Source organism: Thermorudis peleae, from assembly GCF_000744775.1.
Lineage (GTDB): Bacteria > Chloroflexota > Chloroflexia > Thermomicrobiales > Thermomicrobiaceae > Thermorudis > Thermorudis peleae.
The window spans coordinates 307,633-333,881 of record NZ_JQMP01000001.1; the positions used below are offsets into that span (position 1 = coordinate 307,633).

The 26,249-nt window shown below is 65.9% G+C and carries 22 protein-coding genes, 1 tRNA gene and 1 riboswitch; of the genes, 16 read left to right on the forward strand and 7 right to left on the reverse strand.

Features of this window, described 5'->3' with window-relative positions; translation table 11 throughout:
- The first annotated feature begins 38 nt into the window (after positions 1–38).
- Positions 39–956, forward strand: a complete 918-nt coding sequence (locus N675_RS01415; RefSeq protein WP_038037524.1) for a formyltransferase family protein — start codon at positions 39–41, stop codon at positions 954–956.
- Here N675_RS01415 and N675_RS01420 read toward each other — a convergent pair.
- The 5 genes from N675_RS01420 to aroB form a co-directional block, all read right to left on the reverse strand.
- The gene (locus tag N675_RS01420; RefSeq protein ID WP_038037525.1) at positions 953–1,921 is read right to left on the reverse strand and encodes a GDP-mannose 4,6-dehydratase; all 969 of its coding nucleotides are present in this window, start codon (positions 1,919–1,921) and stop codon (positions 953–955) included. The genes N675_RS01415 and N675_RS01420 overlap by 4 nt on opposite strands.
- Positions 1,922–1,932: 11 nt before the next feature.
- Positions 1,933–3,147: a methionine adenosyltransferase gene (metK, locus tag N675_RS01425; protein ID WP_038037904.1), complete on the reverse strand. Its 1,215-nt coding sequence runs from the start codon at positions 3,145–3,147 to the stop codon at positions 1,933–1,935.
- A 53-nt stretch (positions 3,148–3,200) separates the two neighbouring features.
- Entirely contained in the window at positions 3,201–4,463 is a 1,263-nt protein-coding gene (locus N675_RS01430; RefSeq protein ID WP_038037526.1) for an adenosylhomocysteinase, read from the reverse strand.
- A complete protein-coding gene (gene mtnA / locus N675_RS01435; RefSeq protein ID WP_051913806.1) occupies positions 4,460–5,560 on the reverse strand; it encodes an S-methyl-5-thioribose-1-phosphate isomerase in 1,101 nt (366 codons plus the stop codon). The genes N675_RS01430 and mtnA overlap by 4 nt, the downstream gene beginning before the upstream one ends.
- A 58-nt stretch (positions 5,561–5,618) precedes the next feature.
- A riboswitch (SAM riboswitch) is annotated at positions 5,619–5,737 on the reverse strand.
- Between the two features lie 57 nt (positions 5,738–5,794).
- Positions 5,795–7,456: a 3-dehydroquinate synthase gene (gene aroB, locus N675_RS01440; RefSeq protein WP_038037527.1), complete on the reverse strand. Its 1,662-nt coding sequence runs from the start codon at positions 7,454–7,456 to the stop codon at positions 5,795–5,797.
- Positions 7,457–7,582: 126 nt separating this feature from the next.
- On the opposite strand from aroB, the gene mdh reads away from it, so the two are divergent.
- Both mdh and N675_RS01450 read left to right on the forward strand, forming a co-directional pair.
- Positions 7,583–8,509 carry a malate dehydrogenase gene (mdh, locus tag N675_RS01445; RefSeq protein ID WP_038037528.1) on the forward strand — a complete coding sequence of 309 codons (927 nt, stop codon included), beginning with the start codon at positions 7,583–7,585 and terminating at the stop codon, positions 8,507–8,509.
- Positions 8,510–8,534: 25 nt separating this feature from the next.
- Entirely contained in the window at positions 8,535–9,860 is a 1,326-nt protein-coding gene (locus tag N675_RS01450; RefSeq protein ID WP_231577888.1) for a molybdopterin molybdotransferase MoeA, read from the forward strand.
- Here the strand turns inward: N675_RS01450 and N675_RS01455 are convergent.
- The gene (locus N675_RS01455) at positions 9,841–10,830 is read right to left on the reverse strand and encodes a DMT family transporter (protein ID WP_038037529.1); all 990 of its coding nucleotides are present in this window, start codon (positions 10,828–10,830) and stop codon (positions 9,841–9,843) included. The two genes, N675_RS01450 and N675_RS01455, sit on opposite strands and share 20 nt — an antisense overlap.
- Positions 10,831–10,897: 67 nt before the next feature.
- Between N675_RS01455 and N675_RS01460 the strand changes: the two genes are divergently transcribed.
- The 13 genes from N675_RS01460 (at position 10,898) to ubiE (ending at position 24,108) form a co-directional block, all read left to right on the forward strand.
- Positions 10,898–11,905 carry an ROK family protein gene (locus N675_RS01460; RefSeq protein WP_231577889.1) on the forward strand — a complete coding sequence of 336 codons (1,008 nt, stop codon included), beginning with the start codon at positions 10,898–10,900 and terminating at the stop codon, positions 11,903–11,905.
- A 192-nt stretch (positions 11,906–12,097) separates the two neighbouring features.
- Positions 12,098–13,018, forward strand: a complete 921-nt coding sequence (locus tag N675_RS01465) for a hypothetical protein (RefSeq protein WP_038037530.1) — start codon at positions 12,098–12,100, stop codon at positions 13,016–13,018.
- A 249-nt stretch (positions 13,019–13,267) separates the two neighbouring features.
- Entirely contained in the window at positions 13,268–14,506 is a 1,239-nt protein-coding gene (locus tag N675_RS01470) for a Tm-1-like ATP-binding domain-containing protein (RefSeq protein ID WP_038037531.1), read from the forward strand.
- Between the two features lie 31 nt (positions 14,507–14,537).
- Positions 14,538–15,386, forward strand: a complete 849-nt coding sequence (locus N675_RS01475; protein WP_231577890.1) for a phosphoenolpyruvate hydrolase family protein — start codon at positions 14,538–14,540, stop codon at positions 15,384–15,386.
- Between the two features lie 196 nt (positions 15,387–15,582).
- Positions 15,583–15,753 (forward strand): hypothetical protein, encoded by a 171-nt coding sequence (locus N675_RS14195; RefSeq protein WP_156100769.1) that lies wholly within the window; start codon positions 15,583–15,585, stop codon positions 15,751–15,753.
- Positions 15,754–15,759: 6 nt separating this feature from the next.
- On the forward strand, positions 15,760–17,352 hold the full coding sequence (locus tag N675_RS01480; RefSeq protein ID WP_038037532.1) for a hypothetical protein: 1,593 nt from the start codon (positions 15,760–15,762) through the stop codon (positions 17,350–17,352).
- A gap of 5 nt (positions 17,353–17,357) precedes the next feature.
- Positions 17,358–18,326, forward strand: coding sequence for a HEAT repeat domain-containing protein (locus N675_RS01485; RefSeq protein WP_038037533.1), 969 nt, complete (start codon positions 17,358–17,360; stop codon positions 18,324–18,326).
- Positions 18,323–19,363 (forward strand): lipid II:glycine glycyltransferase FemX, encoded by a 1,041-nt coding sequence (locus N675_RS01490; protein ID WP_038037534.1) that lies wholly within the window; start codon positions 18,323–18,325, stop codon positions 19,361–19,363. The genes N675_RS01485 and N675_RS01490 overlap by 4 nt, the downstream gene beginning before the upstream one ends.
- Entirely contained in the window at positions 19,360–20,883 is a 1,524-nt protein-coding gene (locus N675_RS01495; protein WP_038037535.1) for a UDP-N-acetylmuramoyl-L-alanyl-D-glutamate--2,6-diaminopimelate ligase, read from the forward strand. Before N675_RS01490 ends, N675_RS01495 begins: the two co-directional genes overlap by 4 nt.
- 4 nt (positions 20,884–20,887) lie before the next feature.
- Positions 20,888–21,901 carry a TolB family protein gene (locus N675_RS01500; RefSeq protein ID WP_038037536.1) on the forward strand — a complete coding sequence of 338 codons (1,014 nt, stop codon included), beginning with the start codon at positions 20,888–20,890 and terminating at the stop codon, positions 21,899–21,901.
- A 138-nt stretch (positions 21,902–22,039) separates the two neighbouring features.
- Positions 22,040–22,115 (forward strand) — tRNA-Gly (locus tag N675_RS01505).
- 616 nt (positions 22,116–22,731) lie between these two features.
- Positions 22,732–23,316 carry a YbhB/YbcL family Raf kinase inhibitor-like protein gene (locus tag N675_RS01510; RefSeq protein ID WP_081886758.1) on the forward strand — a complete coding sequence of 195 codons (585 nt, stop codon included), beginning with the start codon at positions 22,732–22,734 and terminating at the stop codon, positions 23,314–23,316.
- Positions 23,317–23,373: 57 nt separating this feature from the next.
- Entirely contained in the window at positions 23,374–24,108 is a 735-nt protein-coding gene (gene ubiE, locus N675_RS01515; protein ID WP_277870621.1) for a bifunctional demethylmenaquinone methyltransferase/2-methoxy-6-polyprenyl-1,4-benzoquinol methylase UbiE, read from the forward strand.
- Here the strand turns inward: ubiE and pepF are convergent.
- On the reverse strand, positions 24,089–25,930 hold the full coding sequence (gene pepF, locus N675_RS01520; protein WP_038037537.1) for an oligoendopeptidase F: 1,842 nt from the start codon (positions 25,928–25,930) through the stop codon (positions 24,089–24,091). The two genes, ubiE and pepF, sit on opposite strands and share 20 nt — an antisense overlap.
- Positions 25,931–26,249 lie beyond the last annotated feature (319 nt).

A 26,249-nucleotide genomic window follows, 5' to 3' on the forward strand; every position in this document is an offset into this window, starting at 1 on the left:
CATCGTTTCTGGGCCAAGGCTAGCTGAGGGGCACGCTGATGTCAAACTGCACCGCGCCACGCCGCATCCTGTTCTTCGGCACGCCGTGCGCGCTGAGCGTCTGGCCACTGGCGCGCCTACTCGCCGACCGTCAGCCGGTCTGCGCCGTCGTGACGCCAGCCGCCCCGGGACAAGGTGAGCCAGTGCACGTAGTGCCGCCGCCGCGCCGCCCGCTGCTGCGCACGCCCACGGCAAGCCTGCCGCACCTTTGCCAGCAGGCGGGCATCCCGCTGCTGCGGGTACGCGGGTTGCGCCACCGAGCAGTGCAGGAGGCGCTTGCTGCCTTCGCAGCCGAGCTGTTCGTCGTCTCCTGCTTCCCCTGGCGTGTGCCGGCCGCGTTGCTCGCAACCGCCCGGTATGGCGGGCTGAATCTGCACCCGGCGTTGCTGCCTGACGGGCGTGGCCCTGATCCGCTCTTCTGGCTTTACCGCCGCGGCGCGTTACGCACCGGCCTCACCCTACACCAGCTAACCGACGAGCTCGATGCCGGCCCAATCGTCGCCCAGCAGGCTGTCGATGTTCCCCTCGGACTCCCTGGCGACCAGCTCGAGCGCCTGCTCGGGCAGCTCGGCGGCTGGCTGCTGGCCCGCGCACTCGCCGACCTCCCAGCCGCGCTCGCTGCAGCTCGCCCACAAGACGAGCAGCGAGCCCGCTTCGATCCCTTCCCCAGCCCAGCCGACTGGACGGTCACGCCGGACTTGCCAGCCTGGCGGGCCGTCCACTTCCTGCGCGGCGTTATACCGCTCGGCTACCGGCCGGTGCTCGCGTGGCCTGGCGCTGCCCCGGTACCAGTCGCCCGGCTGATTGCGTGGGCAGCCAGCCCTACGCATGCCCGAGCGTATGCCGTCGCCGGCGCGCAGTTCTTTGCCTGTCACGACGGTGTGCTCGTGGTTCAGGCTGCAGAGACGCCTAACTAGACAGTGGATGCGCCGCGCTGGCCGCGCACGACCTGCCGCCAGTAGTCGAGGATGTCGCGCAACGTCTGCGCAAAGGGAATCGTCGGTGCCCAGCCGGTTGCCGCACGCAGCGCCGTCGCATCGCCGCGCAACACCGGCACGTCGATCGGGCGCAGGCGCGCGGGATCGTCCCGCACTGTCATCGGCACCGTCGCCATCGCGAGCAACTGGTCGACGACCTCACGCAGGCTCCACGATTCGCCACGGGCGATATTGTAGACCTCGCCAGCGTAGCGGACGTCCGCGACCAGCCGATAGGCGCGGACGACGTCACGCACGTCCAGCAGGTCGCGTTCGACGTCCAGATTACCGACGAGCAACACCGGCGGTGCTTGCCCGGCCTCGGCTTGAGCAATCTGCCGGGCGAAGTTGGCAATCGCGAACCGCTCGCTCTGACCCGGGCCGATGTGGGTAAACGGGCGCACCCGTACGACCGGCAGGTGGTAGCTCAAGTAGTACTGCAGGCCGATCATGTCCTGGGCGATCTTGCTGACGCCGTAGGGGCTGATCGGCCGGAAGGGCTGCTGCTCAGTGATCGGCAGTTCTTCCGGATGGACGAGTCCGTAGACATCGGAGGAGCTGACGATCAGCACAACGGGCGGCGGCTCGAGGTGCCGCGCCGCTTCGAGGATGTTGATCTCGCCGACAGCGTTGTTGACGAGCGTGCCTGCTGGGTCAGCATAGGAATGCGGCACGTAGCTGACGGCGGCTAAGTGGAAGATGACGTCCGGCTTCCACTGGGTAAGCGTGCGTCGCGTCAACTCAGCGTTCAACAGGTCGCAGACCAGGTGATGGTGCAACTCTGGGCCAACTGGATGTGGGCGCGCCGACAAGCCGATAATCTCCCAGTTCCCTTCCGCGGCCAGCGTCCGGGCCAGGTGACGACCGGCAAAGCCTGACGCGCCGGTGATCAGGGCGCGCGGCATGGGCACCGCTCCTAGCGCGACGAGACGACGGATGAGAGCTTGGCCTCTTCGCGCAGCACCTCGACCTTGTCCAGGCGCTCCCACGGCAGGTCGAGGTCGGGCCGGCCAAAGTGGCCATACGCGGCGACTTGCCGGTAGATTGGCCGGTTGAGCCCGAGGTGGTGGATAATGGCCGCGGGACGCAAGTCGAAGTGCCGCTCGATCAGCGCACGGATGACCGACTCGTCCACGCGCGCGGTGCCGAACGTCTCGATGTGGATGGCCAAGGGGCGAGCGACGCCGATCGCATAGGAGAGCTGGATCTCGAAGCGATCAGCGAGCCCGGCTGCGACGATATTCTTGGCCACGTAGCGTGCCGCATAGGCTGCTGAGCGGTCGACCTTGGTTGGATCCTTGCCGGAGAAGGCACCGCCACCGTGCCGTGCCATCCCACCGTACGTGTCGACCATGATCTTGCGCCCGGTCAGCCCGGCGTCAGCCATTGGGCCCCCGACGCTGAAGCTGCCGCTCGGGTTGATGAAGCAGCGGGTCTGGCTGTCCATCAACTCCGTCGGGATCGCCTCAGCAATCACGGCCTCGATCAGCTCAGCGCGCATGCGGGCCGGGTCGACGTCAGGGTCGTGCTGGGCCGAGAGCACGACCGTGTCGACGCGCACGGGCTTGCCTGCGCGATACTCGACGGTGACCTGGCTCTTGCCGTCGGGGCGCAAGTACGGCAGCTGGCCGGTCTTGCGCACCTCAGCCAGGCGCCGGGTCAGCCGGTGGGCCAGCGCGATCGGCAGCGGCATCAACTCGGGCGTTTCCGTGCAGGCGAAGCCGATCATCATTCCCTGGTCGCCAGCGCCAATGGCATCGAACGGGTCACCCGTGTCGCGCTCACGGACTTCGTAGGCACGCGAGACCCCGGCGCTGATTTCCGGCGCTTGCTCCTTGATGGAGGTGATCACTGCCATCGTGCGCCCGTCGAGGCCATAGTCGGAACGGGTATAGCCGATCTCCGTGACGACTTGGCGCGCGACCTTCTCATAGTCAATGCGGGCGCTCGTGGTAATTTCCCCGAAGATGAAGAGCAACCCGGTCGTCGTCGCGACCTCGCATGCTACGCGGCCCGCCGGGTCTTGTGCGAGCACAGCGTCGAGCACGGCATCGGAGACCTGGTCGCAGATCTTGTCAGGATGCCCCTCGGTGACAGATTCTGATGTGAAGAACGTGCGCGGAGCGCGCATCATGCTGATCGTCACGGCTCTGCCCTCTCACCTTTCCCAGGAGCAGCACGCAATCATGTGCCATGTTGCCACGACTGGAGATACGCTTCTTGTTCCGGCGTCAGCCGGTCAATGCCAATCCCCATGCTTTGCAGCTTGAGCGAGGCGACCTCGCGGTCGATCTCGGCTGGCACGGGGTAAACGTCGGCCTCCAGTTCCCCATGGTGGGCGGCCAGATAGGCGCAACAGAGCGCTTGGTTCGCAAAGCTCATGTCCATGACACTGGCCGGGTGCCCCTCGGCGACCGCCAGGTTGACGAGCCGGCCTTCGGCCAGCACGAGGATGGCCCGGTCAGGCCCAAGCCGGTATTCCTCGATCAACGGCCGAACCTGCCGCCGCTCAGTCGCGAGCTCGGCGAGCCCGTCCAGGTCGATCTCGACGTTGAAGTGCCCGGCGTTGCAGAGGATTGCCCCGTCCTTCATCAGCGGGAAATGTTCGCGGCTGATCACGTGAATGTCGCCCGTGGCGGTAATGAACAGGTCGCCTAATGGCGCAGCCTGGCGCATCGGCATCACGACATAGCCATCCATGACGGCCTCGAGCGCCCGCACCGGATCGACCTCGGTCACGATCACATGGGCGCCCATCCCACGAGCCCGCATGGCGATACCTCGTCCGCACCAGCCATAGCCTGCGACGACGACCGTCTTGCCAGCGAGCAGGATGTTGGTCGCGCGCAGGATCGCGTCGATCGTGCTCTGCCCCGTGCCATAGCGATTATCGAAGAAGTGCTTCGTATCGGCATCATTGACGGCGATGGCCGGGAACGCCAGCAAGTCGTCCTTGGCCATGGCCTTGAGCCGGATCACGCCGGTCGTCGTCTCCTCCGTGGAGCCAAAGACGAAGGGCAACAGGTCACGGCGCTCACGGTGCAGCGTGGTCACCAGGTCAGCGCCGTCGTCAATGACGATCTGCGGCTGGAAGTCGAGAACCTGGCGGATGTGCCGGTAATACGTCTCGTGATCTTCACCGCGGATGGCGAAGACGGCGAAGCCGTCTTCAGCCAGCGCCGCGGCCACGTCGTCCTGCGTGGAGAGTGGGTTGCTGGCACAGAGCGCGAGCGTCGCACCGCCGGCCCGGAGTGTGTAGGCCAGGTTTGCCGTCTCGGTCGTCACGTGGGCACAGACCGCGATGCGCACGCCTTCGAGTGGGCGCTCACGGGCAAAGCGCTCGCGGATGAGGCGCAACACCGGCATCTCGCGAGCCGCCCAGGCGATCCGCTCCTGTCCTTGTGGGGCCAAGCTGCGGTCACGGATCTCAGCTCGTGCTGCAGTCACGCGCGCATTTCCTCCTCTGCTCGCAGTCGGCTGTGTGACGGGCCGCCCGCTGCGACGGCGGCCGCAATCCGGTCAGGCGTGGGCGGGCTGATGACGCCGACATCGGTCACCAATGCGGTGATGAGCTTGGCAGGGGTAACGTCGAACGCCGGGTTGGCTGCGGGCGCATCCGGTGGCGCGACGAGCACGCCGCCAACGCGACGCACTTCGTCCGGGCTGCGCTGCTCGATCGGGATCGCGCTGCCATCCGGCACGTGCAGGTCAAACGACGAGCATGGCGCAGCGACATAGAACGGCACGCCAGCGTAGGCGGCGATGATCGCCAGGCCGAGCGTGCCGATCTTGTTCGCGACATCGCCGTTGGCCGCCACCCGGTCTGCTCCGACGATGATGGCATCGACCTGCCCGCTGGTGATGAAGCTCGCGGCTGCCGCATCGGCAATCAGCGTGTAGGGGACGCCAGCGCGGCCGAGCTCCCACGCGGTCAGGCGAGCACCCTGCAGCCAGGGCCGGCTCTCGTCGACGTAGACGTGCGCGACGATCCCCTGCTGGTGACCCCAGCGGATGATCCCGAGCGCCGTGCCAAGCGCACCGGTGGCGAGTCCGCCAGTGTTGCAGTGGGTCAGCACCCGAGCGCCGCGGGGCAAGAGCGCTGCCCCAGCCCGGGCGATCGCCTCGTCGGACGCCCACTGCTCAGCCAGGAGCTGATCGACAAGGGCAGCCAGCGCTTGCACTTTCGTGGCAGGGTCTGGCTGGACGCGAGCGACAGCCTGTGCCCGCTCGAGTGCCCAGGCGAGGTTCACCGCCGTTGGGCGGGTCTGGCGCAGCATCGCTGCGGCGGCGTCGATCGCCTCGTCGACGTCGTGGCCGTCGTGCCAGGCCTGGCGCGCAGCCAGGGCAACGCCAGCGGCGGCTGTAATGCCAATCGCCGGAGCGCCGCGCACCCGCATCTCCTTGATCGCAGCAGCAACATCCTCCGCCGTGCGGCAGGTGACCCAGCGCTCAGCCTGGGGGAGCGCCGTCTGGTCAAGCAGCAGCAGGTGCTCACCTTGCCATACGATCGGCCGGAACTCTGGCGTCCCACCCCGCTCGGTCATCGTCCCATCCGCTCACGAAAAACGGCTTCTCCAGAGAGAAGCCGGGGGCTTCGGCTCACTCCCATCTCCCAGCGCGCCTCACACAACAGCTCGTCGCTGGCGGACTTGGCACCGTGCAGCGTTGCTGCCGGTTGCCGGGCTTCCTCGGGCCGTTCCCTCCACCACTCTGGATAAGAGGAGCCCCACCGTTACATTTTCCGTAACTCTACCATAGCGCACGAGCCTGATCCAAGCTCAGGCTCGCTCGACCTCTGCCTGGCTCACGGCTGCGACAATCGCGGCGACGTCCTCGGCGCTCGGCTGGTCCGTGATGGTCACCTGGCCAGGAGCTGTTGGCAGCACCCAGGTAAGGCGGCCGTGCACGGCTTTCTTGTCATAGGGCAAGCGGGCCAACACCGCCGCGGCATCGCCGATGAACTGGCGCGGCAGGCCAAGCCGGTCGAGCAGCGCGTCCTGCCGCGCCACCAGCCTGTCGTCAGCCAGGCCGAGGCGTTGGGCAAGGCGCACTTCCGCTCGCATGCCCAACGCGACAGCCTCCCCATGACGGTAGCGGTAGGCAGCGGCCTCGAAGGCGTGGCCGAACGTGTGGCCGTAGTTCAGGATGCGCCGCAGGCCATCCTCGCGCTCGTCGGCTTGCACCACTGCGGCCTTAATCGCCACATTGTGCTGGATCAGCGCGGTCATCTCAGCCGGTTCGAGCCGCAGCGTCTCGAGCGGTGCTGCCTCCAGCGCGGCAAGCAGCGCCGGATGCGACGCGCCCGTCGCGGTACACTCGATCATCGCGTGTTTGACGACTTCAGCCCAGCCGGCACGCAGCTCAGCATCGGGTAGTGTTGTGAGCGTCTCCGGGTCGATGACGACCAATGCCGGCTGGTAGAACGCGCCAATGAGATTCTTGCCAAACCGGTGGTTGACCGCGGTCTTGCCGCCGACGCTCGCGTCGACCATGGCGAGCAGGCTCGTCGGCACCTGGGCAAAGCCAATGCCGCGCAGCACGACCGCGGCAACGAAGCCCGCCAGATCGCCGACGACACCGCCGCCGACCGCGACGACGACATCCCGCCGATCAACGCGGCAAGCGAGGAGCCAATCGAGCAGGTCACCAGCCGTTTCCCACGACTTGCTCGCTTCGCCAGCCGGTACCGCTCGTGACTCGACCCGCAGCCCAGCGCTGGCAAGCGCGTCAGTGACGCGGGTGCCCCAGTGCGGCCAGACTTGCTGGTCGCTCACGACGAAGGTTGTCCGCGCCTGGGGCCAGCGCTGGCTGACCAATGTCCCCAGTTCTCCAATCACCCCAGGCCCGATGACGATGTCGCTGCGGCCAGCCTGGCCCAGCAGTGAGAGCGCAGGCACCAGGCCGCGGCGCTGGCGTTCGGCAACGGCCCGGGCGATCTCGGCTGCGAGTTCTTCCGGCGTGCGGCCATCAGTATCAACAGTGAGGTCGGCACGGGCGTAGAAGTGGCGGCGGGCTTCCCACAACTGCGCGAGACGTGCGGCAGGATCGCCCTGGAGCAGAGGACGATCGCGGCCAGGCTGCGCGCCAGACTGCGCTCGCAGGCGGGCCAGTAACGTCGGCAGGCTCGCCCGCAAGTGGACGATGACGCTGCCCGGGCGGAGCGCGGCCCAGTTTGCTTCGTCAAGCACAACGCCTCCGCCCGTCGCCACCACCGTCCGGCGTTGGCGGGCCGCAATCCGGACGGCCTCGCGCTCGGCTGCCCGAAAGACCGGCTCGCCGTAGCGCCGGAAGATTTCGGCGACGGGACAGCCAAAGCGCGCCTCAACGAGCGCGTCTGTATCGACGAGCGCGTAGCCAAGCTGTCGCGCCAGCGCCTGCCCGACGACCGTTTTGCCTGTTCCGCTTAACCCCACCAGCACCACGCGCTCTGGAAGTTGCATGCTCGTGTGCGCTCCTCCCCTGACCCGCGCAACTGGGGTAATTCTAGAGGGTAGCGTGTATGATGTGCGGAGAGCATGGGTGCCTGCGCGTTGCGCATGGACAAAGGATGAAGGGAAGGAGGAGTGATGCGACCCAAGGTCACCATTGTCGGGGCGGGGATGGTCGGGTCAACGACAGCCCAGTACCTGGCGCAACGCAATATTGCCGACATTGTGCTCATCGACATCGTCGAGAACTTACCCCAGGGCAAAGCGCTCGATTTGCTCGAAGCTGGCCCGGTGCTCGGCTATGACTGCCTGGTCAGCGGCGCCAACGACTACGCGGCGACGGCAAACTCGGACGTCATCGTGATTACCTCGGGCTCACCACGCAAGCCCGGCATGAGCCGCGACGACTTGCTGCGCGTCAACATGAACATTGTGCGTTCGGTCGTCGAGCAAGCTGCGCCGCTGTCGCCCAACGCTGTCATCATCGTGGTGACGAACCCGCTGGATGCGATGTGCCATGTTGCGCTCGAGACGTCAGGCTTCCCGGCAGCGCGTGTGGTCGGCCAGGCTGGTGTGCTTGACGCCGCCCGCTTCCGTGCCTTCGTTGCCCAGGAACTCGGCGTTTCGCCGCGTGATGTCACGGCCTGCGTGCTTGGCGGCCACGGCGACACCATGGTACCGCTCCCACGCTATTCGACCGTCGCTGGCATTCCCGTCACCGCGTTGCTCCCGCAGGATCGCATCGAGGCGATCGTCGAGCGGACACGCGACGGCGGCGGCGAGATCGTGCGACTGCTCGGCACCAGCGCCTACTACGCCCCTGGCGCCGCTGTCGCTGAAATGGTCGAGGCCGTGCTCCTCGATGAAAACCGGGTGCTCGCGTGTAGCACCTATCTCACTGGTCAGTACGGCATCACGAATCTCTACGTCGGCGTGCCCGTTGTGCTCGGCGCGGGCGGGGTCAAGCGCGTGATCGAGCTGGAGCTGACGGAAGAGGAGCGGGCGGCGCTGCACCGCTCGGCTGATGCCGTGCGCACCTTGGTTGAGGCAATGCGAAACCTCTAGCGACACGCACGAGGAGGAGCGGACGATGGCGACGTTGCGTCCATCCCAGCCTGTCAGCGACGAGGCTCGAATGCTGAGCGTCGACGAGGCCCGGGCGCGCATTCTGGCCGCGTTCCTGCCGCTGCCCCCGACCCGGCTACCAGTCTCACGGGCGTTGGGACGCGTCCTGGCCGAACCGGTTGTCGCACCGTCGCCAGTGCCGCCGTTCACCAACGCGGCGATGGACGGCTACGCGCTCCGCGCGGCCGACATCGCCGCCGCCAGCCGCGAGCGCCCGGTCTGGCTCACGGTCATTGGTGAGCTACCGGCCGGGCGCCCGGCGACGTTGCCGCCGCTCGAGCCTGGCCAGGCGGTGCGGATCATGACAGGGGCAGTGCTACCGCCGGGCGCTGACACCGTCGTGCGCTTCGAGGATACGAGTGAGGTCGAACAGCCAGGAGCAGGCCGCACTGGCAGCACGATCGCTGTCTACCGGCCGACGCCGCAGGGCGAGAACGTGCGGCTGGCCGGCGAGGACGTCCCGGCCGGTCACATGGTCCTGCCAGCTGGCACGGTACTCTTGCCAGCGCAGCTCGGGCTGCTGTCCGCGCTCGGACTCACCTGGGTGTCTGTGCATCGCGCGCCGCGTGTTGCCATTCTGGCAACCGGCGACGAGGTGGTTGATCCCGGCTGGCCGCTGCTGCCCGGACAAATCCGGAACAGCAACAACACCATGGTGTTTGGACTCACGCAGCTCTGCGGCGGCGAGCCGACGCTGCTTGGCGTGGCTCGTGACGATCCGGATGCACTGCGCTGGCGCCTGCGCTACGCTGACGCCTTCGATGTCGTGCTGACCTCAGGCGGCGTCTCGGTCGGCGACTACGACCTCGTCAAGGATGTGTTGCGGCAATCCGGCCGGATCGAACTCTGGCAGGTGCAGATTAAGCCTGGCAAGCCGTTAGCCTTTGGTTGGATCGGCCAGACGCCGCTGATCGGCCTGCCGGGCAACCCGGTGGCAGCCTTCGTTGCTTTTACCCAGTTCGTCCGGCCGGCGCTGCTGCTGATGCAGGGATTCCGCAACCTCGACTTGCCGGTCGTTCGGGCGCGTTTGCGCAGCAGCCTCGAGAACAGCGGACGTCGCCACTTTGTGCGCGGGCAACTTCGGTGGGAGGACGGGGAATACGTGGTTGAGCCAGTGCCGATGCAGGGCGCTGGCGTGCTCAGCTCGGTCGCGCAGGCCAACGCGCTGATCGTCCTGCCGGAGTCATGTCGCCTGGCACCGGCGGGCAGCCTCGTCGACGTCCAGGTGCTGGTGCTCAATCCGTTGGAGCAGCCGCCGTTGCCAGGCATGACTAGCCGAGTAACACCATGATGATGCCAGCGAGCATGATGAACGCGCCGACGAGCGCGTTGGGGCTTGGCACTTCGCCGAGGAAGAGCCAGGCGAGCACGATAGCGCCGGTAACTTCTTGGGTGAAGAGCACATTGGCCACGGCGGGATGCACACGGCGCACGCTCGCGTTGTAGAGTGTATGGCCAATGGCGTTCGGCAGCAGGCCAAGCCCAAGCAGGGCAAGCATCACCTGCGGGGTGTAACGGCCGAGCGCGCCGAGCGGCAACGGCGCCCGCAGCGCCGCGGCGAGAGCGAACGGCGCAGTCCAGAGTGCCGCAAGCGCGTAGACACCGACGGCATAGCCGAGGAGTGGCACTCGCTCGCGGGTCTGCCGGCCGAGCAATGAGTAGAAGGCGAAGGCGATCGCAGAGACGATGGCCCATGCGTCGCCGAGAAGCAAGCGCGGCGTGAGGTGAGGCTCGAAGCCCGCGAGCACACCGATGCCAACAATGACGACAACGACACCGACGATCTGCAGCCGGCGGAGTGGCTCGTGCAAGATCACCGCGGAGAGGAGGGCAAGGAAGATTGTCGAGGTGTAGACCAACGGCATGACGTGAGCGACGGGAGCGTAGCGCAGGCCGAGGTTGTAGCCGATAAAGTGGACCGCTAACGTGAGGCCGTAGACCGCGAAGCGCCGCAGCCCCTCCGTCTGCACAGCACGCCACTCGCCACGGAGCAGCATCGGCGGCGTGAGGACCGTCGAGGCGATGACGAGCCGCCAGAACGCGATCTCATAGGCGCTGACCTGGCCGGCGAGCCGCACGAACAGTGCACTCGTCGAGACGCTCAACACCGCCAGCAACGTCAAGCCGACACCAGAGAGCGAGAGCGCTCGCCGCTGGTGCGCTGCCGGAAGAGTCAACGCTGGAGCTTCAGCATCACCACGCTGGTTGTCCACGGTCATCTTGCCTTTCTCTCGGTCATAACGGATACGCTCCGCCTTCATGCTACAATGACGAGCTCATTGCCCGGAAGTCGGCGCAGGCTTCGATATAAGCAAAGGATGCGAACGGGTGGCCCTCAGTATCAGTCAACTGTGGCAGCTTTCGATGACAGCCGAACCGGTTCTGGTACTCGGTATCGAAATTAGCGGCACGGGCCAGCGTGCAGTCGTCGCTGACCAGCGCGGGCAGGTGCATGGGCGAGCTCACGCCCCGAACGGTGTCGCTGACGCACTCAGCGCCCTAACCGTCGCCCAGCACCTGGCTGAGGAGGCATGTCGCCAAGCTGGCCTGAGGCCAGAGCGGCTCGCCGGATGTGGCGTAGCCTTCGGCGGCCCGGTCGACCCGCAGCGTGGCACAACGCTCTGGTCGCACCGGGCCGCTGGTTTTGAGCAGTTCCCCCTGGTGGCCTTGCTCGAGGAGCGCCTTGGCATCCACGCCGTGCTCGACAACGATGCCCGGGCAGCGGCGTTGGGCGAGGCCGCGTTCGGCGCTGGGCGAGGCTGCCAGAACATCGTCTACGTCCATCTCGCCAGCGGGGTCGGCGGCGGGATTATCGTTGATGGCCGGCCGCTCTATGGAACGAGTAGCGCTGCCGGGGAGATTGGCCACATGGTCGTCACGCACGGCGGCCCGCTCTGCTCCTGCGGTAAACCCGGCCATCTGGAAGCCTATGCCTCGGCACCGGCCATCGTGCGCCGTGCTCGTGAGCAACTCGTCGCCCACCCTGATGATCCAGCCGCTGGACTCTTTCGGCGGCGGGTACCAAGCCTGCGCCAGCTGTTCCAGCATGCACCGACCAGCCCCGTCCTGGATGAAGTTGTGCGCGAGACGGTCCAGACGCTCGGCATTGCCCTTGCCAACCTCATCACCGCGCTCAATCCAGAAGTCGTCATCGTCGGCGGGCCAGTAGCCGAGGTCGGCGCCGCGTTCCTTGGCCCACTCCAGGCCCGCGTCCGACAGTACAGCTACCCTGCAGCCCTTGGCAGCGTTCGCGTGACCACGAGCGAACTCGGCAGCGATGCCATCGTGTTGGGGGCTGCGGCACTCGCCTTAGCCCACCAAGCGGCCAGCAGCTAACGTCGCCGCACGCTCGGTTGCCGCGCCATCCTGCATTGGCCAGGACGCTGCTCGTCCTAACGGCAACCTGCCTGGTTGGCGTTCCACCGCCGCTGTGCCCTGCCGGACGACGTGACCCTACCGAGTCGCCATGCTAGCATTGCCCTAACGACGCCGGGCCGCGGGCATCGCCTGGTGGAACATGGTGTCCCGATGCTGCATCACGGACGAAGCTGGCTCCTCATCCTTCTGATTCTGCTGGAAGTTGCGCTGGTGCGGTCAGGCTGGCTTTCCGTTCGGGAAGCCGTGGCGATCGTCGTCGCCATTGAGGGGCTGCTGACCGTGGTCGCTGGCATCCAGGCAATGCAAGCGATTCGCCGGTTTCGTCGCCAGCGCGCCGCTGGACAGCACTGGCTTGATGCGTTCGAAGCAGCGCTCGCCGTGACCATGCCCCAGCGGCTTGCCCGGCTCATAACCCTGGAATTGCGCCTCTGGCTTTGCCTGATCCGCTGGCTCTCGCGCCGTTCCCAACTGGGCGAGCACGCGTTCAGCTACCGCACGCGTTCGAGCCTGGGCGCGCTCGTCGTGCTCGTGCTCGTGACGTCTCCGGCCGAGATCCTGCTCCTCGAACTCCTCATCCCGTGGCCTTGGCTGCGTTGGACACTGCTTACTCTGTCGATCTACGCACTGTGCTGGGTGCTCGGGCTCTACGCCTCGCTGGTCGTGCTGCCGCATGCGGTCACGGACGACGGCCTCTGGCTGCGCTACGGGCTGCTCAACGAGGCATTCATCCCCTTTGCGGCGATCACTGCTGTTCAAGTCGCTCCGCGGGCAGCCCCGAACCACCATGACGGGCTTTATGTTGACAGAGCGGAGCGGACGGCTTTTCTTGCCGTCGGCGGCCGCACCGACGTGACGATCATCCTGCGGCAGCCGCACGCCTTCCGTACCGCGTTCGGGTACTCGGCCCCGGTCGAGACGATCCATGCTGCCGTCGACCATCCCCAGCGCCTGGTCAATATGCTCCAAGCCCGACTCACCGATGAGCCGCCAGAGTCTGCCACTCGCGTGATGCTGGATGCGAGCCATCCGCGAGACTGGGCCGGACACGAGCCGCAAGTGGCCGAAGGCTAACTGGGGTGTTCCCTGGCTAGCATGCACCAGTGCTGTAAGAAGCAGCCACGGGCTGTACAATGCCGCTGGATGCGCAGTGGCTCGCCGTAACCAGTGTTCTTTACGCCCTGCCTTGCCATCATGGTACGCGGCCAGCTCGCGCTCTCCACCGCTGTGGCTCGCTCAGCTCACCTGCGCCTGCAACAGCGGCAACGTCGGTATAGTCGCGGGAATGGTTGTGTGCGGAACCAACGAACGGAGCGGATTCCGATGCCAACCGTGGTCTTAGTCGGCACGCTCGATACCAAAGGTGCGGAGTACGGGTACGTGCGCGACCGCCTCCGCGCCGCTGGCTGTGAGGTCATCCTCGTCGATGCCGGCGTACTTGGGGAGCCGCTTATTACTCCAGACATTTCCCGCGCCGAGGTCGCTCGTGCTGCCGGGACGACCATCGAAGCGCTGGTCGCCCAGGCCGACCGCGGGACAGCAATCGAGACCATGGCCCGCGGGGCAACCCAGATCGTCCGTACGCTCTTCCAGCAGGGGAAACTCCACGGCATCTTGGGCCTGGGAGGCTCGGGTGGTTCGGCCCTGGTCACCGCCGCCATGCGGGCGTTGCCGATTGGCGTACCGAAGCTGATGGTCTCAACCCTGGCTGCGGGTGACACGCGCCCCTACATCGGTGTCAGCGACATTGCCCTGCTCTATCCAGTTGTCGACATCGCCGGCCTCAACCGGCTCTCTGAGCAGATCCTGGCCAACGCCGCTGGCGCCATTGCCGGCATGGCCCAGGCCTACGAGCAGTACCGCCCGCCCCAGACGGCCAAGCCGCTGATTGGGGCAACGATGTTCGGCGTCACAACGCCATGCGTCACTGCAGCGCGCCAGCGGCTGGAGGAACTCGGCTACGAAGTGCTGGTCTTCCACGCCACCGGCACCGGTGGCCGAGCCATGGAAGCGCTCGTCACGGGCGGGTTTCTGGCTGGCGTGCTCGACATTACGACAACTGAGCTGGCCGATGAGCTGGTCGGCGGCGTGCTCTCGGCGGGCCCGGAGCGGCTGGAGGCGGCTGGGGCGATGGGCATCCCTCAGGTTGTCTCGCTTGGGGCACTCGACATGGTCAACTTCGGCCCCATCGACACGGTGCCCGAACGGTTCCGGCACCGCCGACTCTACAAGCACAACCCGACGGTCACGCTCATGCGCACCACTCCCGAGGAGTGTGCGGAGTTGGGACGGATCATCGCCCAGAAGTTGAACCAGGCGCGGGGGCCTGTCGTTGTCTTCATCCCGAAACGGGGCGTTTCGGCCATTGCGACAGAAGGTGGGCCATTCTACGACCCGGATGCTGACCAGGCGTTGTTCACCGCGCTCAAAGCCCACCTGCGGCCGGACATTCCGGTCGAGGAGTGGGATACGGACATCAACGACCCGGCGTTTGCGCGGGCTATGGCCGAGCGGCTGGCTGCACTGATCGAGGCGCAGGCGCCAGGGGGATGGCGGGCTTAATGCACTCAATGGGAGGGAGGAACAGAGACCAATGCGCTGGCCGCCGATGACGCGTGCAGAGGCACTCGAACGGCTTCGCCAGACGATTGCGGCGGGCAAGATTATCATCGGGGCAGGGGCAGGCACCGGGTTGTCCGCCAAGTGTGCGGAGGTGGGCGGAGCCGACCTCATCATCATTTATAACTCGGGCCGCTATCGCATGGCAGGGCGTGGCTCGCTGGCTGGCTTGCTTCCCTACGGCGATGCCAACGCCATTGTTGTGGAGATGGCAGCCGAAGTCCTGCCGATCGTCGAGCACACGCCAGTGCTGGCGGGGGTCTGCGGGACCGATCCGTTCCGGATCATGCCGCTGTTCTTGCGCCAGTTGCGTGAGCTGGGATTTGTTGGGGTGCAGAACTTCCCGACGGTGGGACTCATCGACGGCATCTTCCGGCAGAACCTGGAAGAGACCGGGATGGGCTTTGCCCTCGAAGTCGAGATGATCCGAATGGCGCACGAGCTGGATCTGCTCACCGCACCCTACGTCTTTGACCCTGAGCAAGCCCGGGCAATGGCCGAAGCGGGTGCTGACATCCTCGTCCCTCACCTGGGCTTGACGACCAAGGGAATGATCGGGGCGCAGACGGCGGTCAGCCTTGATGAGGCGGTGGAGCGGGTACAGGCGATGTGCGACGCAGCGAAGGCGGTGAACCCTGACATCATCGTGCTCTGCCATGGCGGGCCGATCGCCGAGCCCGAGGACGTGGCATACGTGCTGGCCCGCACGCGCGGGGTGGTCGGGTTCTTCGGGGCCTCGAGCGTCGAGCGGCTGCCGACGGAGAAAGCGATGGTCGAGAACATGCAGCGCTTTAAGGCGCTCCAGGTGTCGCCTTCCGCGTGACGTTGGCTATACCAACCTTCTGATCACCAGACTCCTTGGGCCGAGGGGCACGTGGTGAGTAATGAACGCCGGTTGCCCCTCGGCACCCGCCGGTGTACCGTGTTACACGACAACTGCGCCTGTAACGATTGCGCGAAGCAGGCGAACACCAGTACACTTAGCGGTTGGCATACAGGACGTTGCGGATGGAGGCGCGATGTCTACAACACCACGCCTGCGTGAGGAGGATCGCGAGCTACTCATCGCCCTGCTCAGCCAGGCGCGCCGGCCGCTGACGACTGCTGAACTGGTTGCCGCGTTCCGAGCGTCGCTCGCTGAGCGGGCAGGCCAGCCACAATCCTCGACCCGTTCTGCCGAGGAGGAATAAACCACTATGCCTGAGACACTCGAAACAGTCGCCGCTCCGTCTTTCCAGGGCAGTGAGGAGGAACAGCGCCTTGCTGCCCAGGTGTGGGCATTGCTGCGGGCGACCGGACGGTTCTTCCCTGAAACCGCGCCGATCCGGGCGCCACTCAGCGCGCTTGTCGACTACTTTGCCCAGACCGATCCCTCCCACAGCGCTCCTGAGTGGGAAGCGCAGATCCGCCAAAGCGTCCAGCAGAATCCGCATGTCTTCATCCTCGAGGACGATGCGGAGACCGGCACAACTTTCGTCATCACCACGCGTGCCGGCCGGGCGCCCACGCCGCAGCCCGAGGTCGACGTGGCGCATATGCTGCCTCGCCGCTTCCAGGATGCGCCTCCGGCAACCGCCGTGCGACCTCGCCGGGCTACTCCAACGACGGCACCGGCCGAAACCGCCAAAGTTGCTGCCGAAACGGCAACGCCAGTCGCTGAGACGGTTGTCGACCCGCTGGCACTCGACGAGGCAACGCTTGAGCGCCTCATCATCGATGAGCTGTCACAGAGCCCGGAGATCGCCCACTTTGGCGACCAGTGGATGCTCGAAGAGGACGTCCCGCGCCTCAGCCGCGGCGACCTGCGCCGGCTGCGCGATTACATTCTGGAGCAGGGCAAGCCACTCAGCGATGTCGAACTCGTCGAAGTTATCCTCGGCATCCGGCAGACATCGCCCGACTTCAGCGTCTATCAATTCGGCCTGAACTATCGGCTCGCCCAAGAAGGGGACTTCGAGTTCGTCGGTGTGCCCGGACTGGCGCTCTGGACGACCAAGGGCGCACCAGGTGTCACCACCAAGCGCCGGGCGGCCGATATCGGCCAGGATTATCGCTTCCTGCTCGATGAACCGATCCCCACCGAGGCGCCAAGCGAGCCGGTTGTCGACCACGTGCTGACATTCTACGAGCATTATCTCGGTGTCCTGCCCTATGACGCGACGCTGGCGCCCCTGCTGCCCAAGCCGGTGTTGCCCGATCAGCGGGTCGCGGTGCTCACGTTCGAGTCACCCCAGACCTACGAGACATTCCCCGTCGAGTTGCGCTATCCCTCGGGCAACCGTGGTGGCTACCTGGCTGGGTTCGAAGCCTTCTTCCAGGCCAATCTCGTGCCTGGCGCGTTGATCACCATCGAGCGCACCGACGAGCCCGGCCACTACCTGATCGAGTTTTTGCCGATCTCCCCGCGCGATGAGAAGCTGCTGACACTCGACGAAAAGCGCAACCGCTACGTCTTCCGCCAGGTCAGCTACCGTTGCGCGGTGCAGGAGCAGATGCTGCTCAGTGAAAACCGCTACCCGAAGCTCGCCGGCCAGTCGCCGCTTGACGAGCGCACGCGCCGATCGCCAGAGCGGGTGCTGGCGGTTACCTTCGAGCGGGTCGGCGAGCAGATCGGCACGCCCGCGCAACCGCGCTACATGGCCCTGCTCGACGACCTGCTCGCGGTGGCCAATGTCGAGCGACCGATGACCGCTGAACTGATTGCGCAGGTCGTCCACGACCATCCTGACGAGTTCAGTGCCGATCCAGACGCTGAAGGCGTCTACTACTACACACCAAAGGAAGCGTGAGGTTTATGACACCGCTCCGAACGTTGCACCGTCCACCAACACACGAGGAGCAAGAGCAACTCCGTACCCTGTTTGCCCGGCTAACGGCCCGGCCGAAGCCTGCTGCGGGTGACGTCGCCCAGCTCTCCGACCTGCCGCGCCGGCTGGTTCCGCTCGCCCGAGCCCACTGGCAAACGCTGCCAGTCGAGACTCGGCAGTATGTGGTCGGGCTCATGGCCGAGCTGGCGGAAAGCACTGTCGAGCTGAATTTTCGCCGCGTCTTCGAAATTGCACTCGATGATCCTGACCCGACCGTACGGGCCAAGGCGGTCGGCGGGCTCTGGGAAGAGGACGACCCGGCTGTCCTCGACCAGTTGCTTGCTCTGCTCGATCGCGAGACGTCCCAGGACGTCCGTGAGGCCCTCGCCTTGGCCCTCGGCCGCTTCAGCGCTCAGGCTGCGCTACAGGAACTGGACGAGCCGCGCATCGAGCGGCTGCACGCCGCACTCCAGTCGCTCGCTCGCGATGATGAGCCCGTCGCCGTCCGTCGCCGTGCGATCGAGGCGCTGGCCTATTTCAGCGATCGTGATCCGACCGTCCATGACCTGATCGCCGCCGCCTACGACGCGCCCGAGCATCTGCTACGGGTGAGCGCGCTCTTCGCCATGGGACGCACGCTCGACCGCCGGTGGCTTCCAGTGCTGCTCGCGGAGCTGACAAGCGATGATCCCGAACTGCGCTACGAAGCCGCTCGCGCCTGTGGCGAACTCGGTGCTCCCGAGGCGGTCGACGAACTGCTCGCGCTTGTCAACGATCCTGATCGCGAGGTGCAAGGCGCGGCTATCGACGCGCTGGGCCGCATTGGCGGGACGATCGCGGTCAACACCTTGCGCCGCCTGGCACGCTCGTCTGACCCCGTCGTGCGGGATGCTGCTGAAGAGGCGCTGGAGCAGGCCCTCTTCCTTGTTGATCCTCTCCAGCAACCCGGGCCATGACTGTCCAGCAAACACCCCTGGCAAGCGCCATACACTGCGCTGCGGCGTGGAATGATCAGGTGCTTGCTCTCGGCGGACGGTTGCTGCAGAGCTGGCAGTGGGGTGAGCTCAAGCGCCGGTATGGCTGGATTCCCGTGCGGCTCTCCAGCGGAGCAGACGATCCACCGCGTTGGGTAGCACAGGTACTGGTGCGCCCCACCGGCCCACTCAGCATCGCCTACATCCCGCGCGGGCCGCTCGCCCATCCCGGCAGTCAGCCTGATCCCGCGTTTGCTCGCGCCCTCGATCAACTCGCGCGTCGCCACCGAGCCATTGCCATCATCGCCGAGCCCGAGGACGACGCTGGTGCCGCGTTGCTGGCTGGCTTGCCCGGCTGGCGCCCGTGTCCGGTTCGCTTGCAGCCAGCACGCACCATTCGCGTCCGTGTCGATGCCGATGATGCGACACTGCTGGCTCGCATGAAACCCAAGACACGCTACAACACCCGCCTCGCCATGCGCCGCGGTGTGCGCGTGCAGCTTGGCGGCCTCGAGTTGCTCGCGCCGTTCTACCGTCTGCTCCAGGAAACAGCCGAGCGCGACGGCTTCGGCATCCACAGTGCGGGCTACCATGCCGACATCTTGCGTCTCTTTGGCGACGATGCCGTCATCGTGCTGGCCGAGTACGAAGATGAGCCGGCTGCCGCCGCCCTGATTGTGCGTTTCGGTCCCGAAGCCATCTACCTTGCTGGCGCCTCAGCCACCGCGCATCAGCGGCACATGCCGTCCTATCTCGTCCAGTTCACAGCAATGCAATGGGCTCGTGCACGTGGCTGCCAGGTCTACGACCTCTGGGGTATTCCAGCCAGCGACGAACCACCCGACGAGGCCGACGACGAGCATCGCAACGTCCGGGCTGGTCTGTGGGGCGTCTATCGCTTTAAACTCGGACTCGGCGGTGAGGTTGTCCGCTATCCGGCACCAGTTGAACGCGTCTACCTACCGCCACTTGTCTGGCTTTGGCGCCGTCTGCGGCCACTAGAACGGGCAGATGCATGACGAAGCTGTGTGATCTACTCGAGCACGTGCCCATCCTCGCGCACCACGGCGATCTGACCGTCCCGATTACCACGATCGTCTACGATTCCCGCCGCGCTACCACCGGTAGCCTCTTCGTCGCCTTGCGTGGCGGCTACGCCGACGGCCATGACTTTCTGGCCGATGCTCACCAGCGTGGAGCAGTGGCGGCCGTCGTCGAACGCGTCCCGGACGACGCTCCGCCGTTCACGGCCTTCGTGGTCGTCCCCGATACCCGCGCGGCTTTGGCGCAGCTTGCTGCAGCGTTCTACCACTACCCCTCGCGTTCGCTCGGCATTGTCGGCGTCACCGGTACTGACGGCAAGACGACCACGACGTTCCTGATTGAGACGCTTCTGCGCAGCGTTGGCCACCATACCGGCCTGGTCGGCACGGTGACTGCTCGGGCGGACGGCACGCCGCTTCCGTTCGCCAGCCGCAACACGACGCCGGAATCGCTCGAATTGCAGGCGCTCCTGGCGACCATGCGCGACCAGGGAATGGAGTGGGCCGTCGTCGAGGCGACATCACACGGGCTCGTCATGCATCGGCTGGACGAGATTGACGTCGACATCGCCGTTGTGACGAACATCACGCACGAGCATCTCGACTTCCATGGCACCTACGAAGCCTACCGTCAGGCCAAAGCAACCCTGCTGCGCTTCGCCGCACAACGTCGCCCGCGTCCGTATCCCTGGGGGGTCGTTCTCAACCGCGACGACGCCGGTGCTGCCTCGATCGCCGACGCTGCAGGCCCCGCTCCCGTGCTCTGGTACAGTACCCGAGATCCAGCTGCACCGATCCGAGCCAGCGACATCGAGGAACGAGCCGACGGCACGCGCTTTGTGCTCCACACCCCACGCGGCACAGCCTCCGTGCAACTGCAGTTGCTCGGCGCATTCAACGTGGAAAACGCACTCGCCGCCGCGGGCGTTGGACACCTGCTTGACCTCGATCCCGCAACGATCGCTGCAGGACTTGGCCAGCTCGCAGCCGTACCAGGGCGATTGCAGCGCATTGACTGCGGCCAACCGTTCCTCGTGCTCGTCGATTATGCCCACACCCCACGCGCGTTCGAGCGCCTGCTTCCCTTCGTACGCCTCCTCGTCCCCGGCCGGCTGATTGTCGTCTTTGGCAGCGCCGGCGAACGCGACCGGGCCAAGCGCGGTATGCAGGGTGAGCTGAGTATGCGGCTGGCAGACTTCGCCATCTTCACCTCGGAAGATCCGCGATTCGAAGATCCCGAGGCGATCATCGCCGAGATCGCAGCCGGGGCTGAACGAGCCGGCGGGCGTGAAGGTGAGCGCTACCTACGGATTGAAGATCGCCGGGCTGCCATTGCCGAAGCGATGCGCCGAGCCCAGCCTGGCGATGCCGTGCTACTCCTTGGCAAAGGCCATGAAACGAGTATCATCTACGGCGCCGAGCCTCGCCCCTGGGACGAGGCCGCCGAGGCACGCCGGGCACTGGCAGCCCTCGGCTACGACAGAGAGGGGGCTTGACGCGATGGCGAACCGGCACGGGGCACGCAGCCGTTGGGTGGTGCTGTGGCTCGTTATCCTCATCCTTGGAAGCGCCGTGGCAGCCTGTGCAGGCCCCGACCCTACAGCCGGCACAACGCCCATCGCGCGACCGGGCGCGAATCCCAGCGGCCGCATCCTCTTCGTCCAACACGGCCACCTGGCCGTTTGGCAGGATGGCAAGATCCAGCAACTCGGCGACGTCAGCGACGCCGCCTGGGCTCGTTGGTCGCCCGACGGCCAGCGCATCGCTTACGTCCGCATGGGCGACTCCTACTCCGATCTCTGGGTCGCCAATGCCGATGGCAGCGCGGCCAAAGCGCTGACGCGCAATCAGCCGAGTGGACAACCTGGCACCTACAATTATGTGCAGCAGGCTGTCTGGGCACTGATGCCGGCCTGGCTTCCTGACGGCTCAACGATCGCCTACATTAGCGACCTCAACACCGCCAAAAACTTCCTCTGGCTGATCCCCAGCACTGGTGGGCAACCGCGGCTCGTTGGCGCAACGACGAGACTCGGCGACAACATTGAGTGGCCGAGCGTCTCACCCGACGGCCAACGCGTCGTCTTCGCGCTCCGGGTCACGGGGGAAACCGAGCTGCAGCGGCGCACGGATCTATGGGTTGTTAACCTGACGACTGGCGAAGTTGCGCCGCTCGTGCAAGGTGGCGACGGCAACTATGCCCCAGCCTGGTCGCCAGATGGACAGTGGATCGCGTTCGTGAGCCGTCACGGCGAGCAGAATGACCTCGCAGTCGTCTCAGCGCGTGGAGGGCAGCCGGTGCAGCTCACAACGCTCGGCACTGTCGCCGCGCCGGCATGGTCGCCGGATGGACAGCAACTGGCCTTTCTTGTCGCTGAGAAAGATGGGAGTTTCAGCGTTGAGGCGGTACGCTTCAGCGTCGACGCCAACGGAACGCCACAAGCGAGCACACCCAGCAAACTCTTCTCTGCCCCAGACATCGACGCCCGCTCCGGCCTCTCCTGGTCTCGCTAACCGTCCATCACCGCACGCTCGACGCTTCAACTCCCCACCCTCATTGGGGAAAGAAGGCAGCCCCACTTGACAAGGGGCGCGGGATGGCAGTACACTAAAGAGTGCCAAGCGGGAACAGCCGCTGGCACCAGAGCAAATGCGGAAGTGGCTCAGTTGGTAGAGCACCTCCTTGCCAAGGAGGAGGTCGCGGGTTCGAGTCCCGTCTTCCGCTCCAACAGTCCCCCGGCTGGTATCCGTCAGCCGGGGTTGGTGTTTTCTTCCCCCTCCATCACTTGTTCTCATTTCCACACGGAGGAACTGAGCCCGACCGCAAGGCAGGGCTGCTCGCTGCTTTCTTTCCACATACGAGGGAGTAGACCGCAGGCTGGTCGCCTCATTCTCCTCCTCTTTCCCCGCTCGTTCGCCAGGCACGAGGCAGCGAGTCGTGGGCATTTCCAATTCCCTCTCATTGAGAGAAGCTGGCAACGCGCGCCGAGTGCGTACTGGTGTCAACTCTGGATCACCGAGTATTGAGCGAAGCAGGTCAGTCAAGGGCAGGGGCGCTTGCATCGCTGATCCCGTTGCCCACAAGCATGAGGCAACACGCGCCAGGGCAGGCATTGCGCCGGTGAAGCAGACGCGCGGTGATGACACTGTCCGCGGCCTCGCGCACCCATGGAGACGGATTCGCGTTGGCCGCGATGAGTAAGTGTGCAGCCGAGTGGCCGTGGGAGCAGGCGATGGGAGAGGACACGATACTTCAGCCCGCGACCTATCACCTCGCTCCGGGGAGACAGGAGTAGGGGATATGAGGAGCAAAGCGGCACAATTACGATGGGAGATGGTGGCCGATGCAGCACCGTACACTGACGGTCGCCTGGGTGGTCGGTATCGGGCTCATCGCCCTCGGCATCATCGCATGCCGGCAGGCATCGCCAGCGCTGCCCTCGCCCACCGCATCCCTCCAGCTCCGCAGCCCTGCCTTCGCCGCCAATGCCTCGCTGCCGATGGAAGCCACCTGTGATGGCGCGAATCGCTCTCCAGCTCTCGCCTGGAGCGATCCGCCCGCCGGCACGCAGGCCTTCGCCCTGCTGGTCGACGACCCCGACGCACCCAATGGCGTGTTCACCCATTGGATCCTCTTCAACATCCCGGCAACAAGCCGGTCCTTGCCTGCTGGACTCCCCGCGGATGCCGTGCTGCCCGATGGGAGCCGGCAGGGTAAGAATGACTTCGGCCATCTCGGCTACAACGGCCCATGCCCACCTCCTGGCCCAGCCCACCACTACCGGTTCACTCTCTGGGCACTCGACCAGCCGCTCGACCTCCAGCCCGGCGCTGACCGCGCAGCCTTCCTGGCTGCCGTCCAGCGCCACGCGCTCGCCTCCGGACAGCTCGTCGGTCTCTACCAGCGCCAGCGTGCCCGCGTATCCTAAAAGCCAGGCCAGTCACGCTGAGCACAGGCTGGCCCGACCGAAGGGAAAGGAACACTCGTGCACGAAGAGAGCCGCTGGGGCGCACTCCGCCCACCAAGCGAGGTGCGCGCCATGTTTGATCGCATCGCCCCGCGTTACGACCTCCTCAACCGCGTGATGTCCTGGGGTCAAGACGTCCAGTGGCGCAAGCAGGCAGCCGCGCTCGTCGCCCTGCAGCCCCGCGGTGAGGCGCCCGTGCTTGACCTTGCCACTGGAACCGGCGACCTCGCCCTTGCGCTGGCGCAGGCCGGCGTCGATCGTATCGTCGGCGTCGATTTCTCGCTCGGCATGTTGCGGCGCGCCCGGCAGAAGTGCTCCCAGCAGCCGGCCATCTACCTTGTCTGCGGCGATGCCATGCGCTTGCCCTTCCCAAGCGGCACCTTTGCGGCGTGCACCATCGCCTTCGGCCTCCGCAACCTGCCGGATTATCCCGCCGCCGTTCAGGAGATGGCCCGCGTGCTCCGCCCTGGCGGTCTGCTCGTCGTGCTGGAGACCACGCCCGTGCGCCGCGGCGGCTTCGGGCACCTCTTCCGGTGGTACTTCGGCCGGCTGGTCCCATTCGTCGGCGGGCTTCTCAGTGGCAACCGCGATGCCTACACCTACCTGCCCCGCTCGACCGCCGCTTTCCTCGACGTTCCCCAGCTCGTGCGCGTGATGAGCCAGGCGGGACTGCGTGTCGAGTATGCCGCCCAGCTCATGCGTGGCACGGTCGCGCTGATCGCCGCGCGGCGGATCAGTGCGCCTCGCTGCTGAGCCCGTCTGCAGGCAGCAGGCCCAGCGTGCGGAGCGCGCTTTCGAGCGCCGTGACCTCCTGGGCAAACACACCAAACGCCCGCTCATACGTCTCCGACGCGAGCAGGTCAACGCCAGCATCGCGCAGGAGGTCGAGCGAGTCTTTGGCCGAACCGGATGATAGGAAGGTTAGGTAGCGTTCGCGCGCTCCCGGCTCTCCAGCACGTATGGCATCTGCGAGCGCTGTAGCAGCAATCAGGCCAGTCGCGTACTGGTAGACATAGAAGGCACGGTAAAAGTGCGGGATGCGGCTCCACTCGACGGCAACCTGCGCATCCACCTCGACGTCTGGCCCGTGGTAGGCGGCAACAAGCTCAGCGTATTGCCGGCAGAGCCGGTCGGCGCTAACCCCCTCGCCTCGCTCAACGACCTCATGGAGCCAGCGCTCGAACTCGGCAAACATCGTCTGGCGGTAGACCGTCGTGCGGAATGTCTCGATTGAGTCCGTCAACAGCGCCGCCCGCATCTGGGGGTCATCGGCACGCTCCAGCAGCGCCGCCGTGAGCAGACGCTCGTTGACCGTTGAGGCGACTTCCGCGACGAAGATAGTGTACTCAGCTGTCGGATGCGGCTGGGTGCGCGACGAGAACAGCGAGTGCATCGCATGCCCGACCTCGTGGGCAAGCGTGAACACGTCGCGCTGCGTCTCGCCCCAGTTAAGCAGGATGTAGGGGTGGACACCGTAGACGCCCAGACTGTAGCCGCCCGACCGCTTGCCTGGCGTCTCGTAGACATCGACCCAGCGAGCAGCCAGCCCCTCAGCCAGCGCCTGCACGTAGTCTTCGCCCAATGGCTGGAGCGCTGCGAGCACAATCTCCCTTGCCTCGTCGTAGGTGTAGCGGCGTGGTGGCATGAGCACGAGGGGCACGACAAGGTCGTACATCCGCAGACGGTCAAGCCCCAGCACCTGCTTGCGCAGGGCAAAGTAGCGGTAGAGCACCGGCAGGTGATCACGCACGGCCTGAATGAGCGTACTGTAGAGTTCGACGGGGATATTCTCCGGCTCGAGGGCAGCGTGGAGCGCGGAAGGATAGCGCCGCGCGTAGGCGTAGAAGGCGTCACGCTGGACGCTGCCTGAGAGCAAAGCCGCGAAGGTGTGCTGATGGGCAAGATACGGCGCGTTGAAGACCTCGTAGGCTGCTTGGCGTACGCGTCGGTCGCGCCGCTCGAGGAGCAGGCGATAGCGGGCCTTGGTGACCTCAACTGTACTGCCGTCTTCGTCAACGACAGTGCCATAGGTGATGTCGGCGTTGTCCAGGAAGTGGAAGGCGTTGCCCGTCGCCTGGGCCATTTGGGCCGACGCGGCCAGCAACTCTTCGACTTCGGCTGAGCGTGTGTGCGGGCGGCTGCGGATCGCCTGCTCAATCGCGCGGCGGAAGGGCGCGAGCCGCGGTTCAGCCTCGAGCATCGCCCGGAGTTCGTCATCGGAGAAACTGAGTAGCTCTGGGGTAATCCAGGCGCCCGCACGACCAGCGGCGACGGCCAGCGCCACAGCCTGCTCGTAGCGTTGGGCAGCCTCAGGTACCCGCGTATCTTCATCACGCGCAAGCAGGGCGTAGGCGAAGAGCTTGGAGACGCGCTGGTCAAGTTCGTCGGCAAACTGGAGCACCTGCAGCACCTGCTGTGGGCCCTGATGCAACGTGCCCCGCAGCGCCTCAAGCTTTGGCAGCTCGGCCAAGAGTGCCTGACGCTCGGCTTCCCAGTCCTCCGGCGAGGGAAAGAGGTCAGCCAGGTTCCAGCGATAGGGTTCAGGGATCGCTTCACGGGTCAATGCCTGGGCCATGCCATCACCTGTCTTTCCATCCGCATGCACCGACTCTCGACAGCGCCACGCTACCGGTGAGGATTGCCGTAGAGGCAGCGGAGCGCTGCTCGACCGCTCAGTATACCGACAGGCTACCCAGACCGTCCGCTGAAGGATCACAAGCGGCGTCAACCGCACCTCAGCCGTCTCGCACGCCTTGCATGAGGGCAGAAAGTGTACGTACTCAGCGCTTTGGCGGAGTACGTACAAAGCGACTACGCCTTTTGTCGTAGTCCGTACACCGCCCAACTACGCCGTTTGTCGTATAGACAAACGGCCCTCGCGTGCGGATACAAAG

Excerpts from the sequence above, each read along its gene's own strand:
- N675_RS01415 (WP_038037524.1), top strand. The coding sequence starts at position 39 with ATGTCAAACTGCACCGCGCCACGCCGCATCCTGTTCTTCGGCACGCCG.
- N675_RS01420 (WP_038037525.1), bottom strand. The coding sequence starts at position 1,921 with ATGCCGCGCGCCCTGATCACCGGCGCGTCAGGCTTTGCCGGTCGTCAC.
- metK (WP_038037904.1), bottom strand. The coding sequence starts at position 3,147 with ATGCGCGCTCCGCGCACGTTCTTCACATCAGAATCTGTCACCGAGGGG.
- mtnA (WP_051913806.1), bottom strand. The coding sequence starts at position 5,560 with ATGACCGAGCGGGGTGGGACGCCAGAGTTCCGGCCGATCGTATGGCAA.
- aroB (WP_038037527.1), bottom strand. The coding sequence starts at position 7,456 with ATGCAACTTCCAGAGCGCGTGGTGCTGGTGGGGTTAAGCGGAACAGGC.
- mdh (WP_038037528.1), top strand. The coding sequence starts at position 7,583 with ATGCGACCCAAGGTCACCATTGTCGGGGCGGGGATGGTCGGGTCAACG.
- N675_RS01450 (WP_231577888.1), top strand. The coding sequence starts at position 8,535 with ATGGCGACGTTGCGTCCATCCCAGCCTGTCAGCGACGAGGCTCGAATG.
- N675_RS01455 (WP_038037529.1), bottom strand. The coding sequence starts at position 10,830 with ATGAAGGCGGAGCGTATCCGTTATGACCGAGAGAAAGGCAAGATGACC.
- N675_RS01465 (WP_038037530.1), top strand. The coding sequence starts at position 12,098 with ATGCTGCATCACGGACGAAGCTGGCTCCTCATCCTTCTGATTCTGCTG.
- N675_RS01470 (WP_038037531.1), top strand. The coding sequence starts at position 13,268 with ATGCCAACCGTGGTCTTAGTCGGCACGCTCGATACCAAAGGTGCGGAG.
- N675_RS01475 (WP_231577890.1), top strand. The coding sequence starts at position 14,538 with ATGCGCTGGCCGCCGATGACGCGTGCAGAGGCACTCGAACGGCTTCGC.
- N675_RS14195 (WP_156100769.1), top strand. The coding sequence starts at position 15,583 with ATGTCTACAACACCACGCCTGCGTGAGGAGGATCGCGAGCTACTCATC.
- N675_RS01480 (WP_038037532.1), top strand. The coding sequence starts at position 15,760 with ATGCCTGAGACACTCGAAACAGTCGCCGCTCCGTCTTTCCAGGGCAGT.
- N675_RS01485 (WP_038037533.1), top strand. The coding sequence starts at position 17,358 with ATGACACCGCTCCGAACGTTGCACCGTCCACCAACACACGAGGAGCAA.
- N675_RS01490 (WP_038037534.1), top strand. The coding sequence starts at position 18,323 with ATGACTGTCCAGCAAACACCCCTGGCAAGCGCCATACACTGCGCTGCG.
- N675_RS01495 (WP_038037535.1), top strand. The coding sequence starts at position 19,360 with ATGACGAAGCTGTGTGATCTACTCGAGCACGTGCCCATCCTCGCGCAC.
- N675_RS01500 (WP_038037536.1), top strand. The coding sequence starts at position 20,888 with ATGGCGAACCGGCACGGGGCACGCAGCCGTTGGGTGGTGCTGTGGCTC.
- N675_RS01510 (WP_081886758.1), top strand. The coding sequence starts at position 22,732 with ATGCAGCACCGTACACTGACGGTCGCCTGGGTGGTCGGTATCGGGCTC.
- pepF (WP_038037537.1), bottom strand. The coding sequence starts at position 25,930 with ATGGCCCAGGCATTGACCCGTGAAGCGATCCCTGAACCCTATCGCTGG.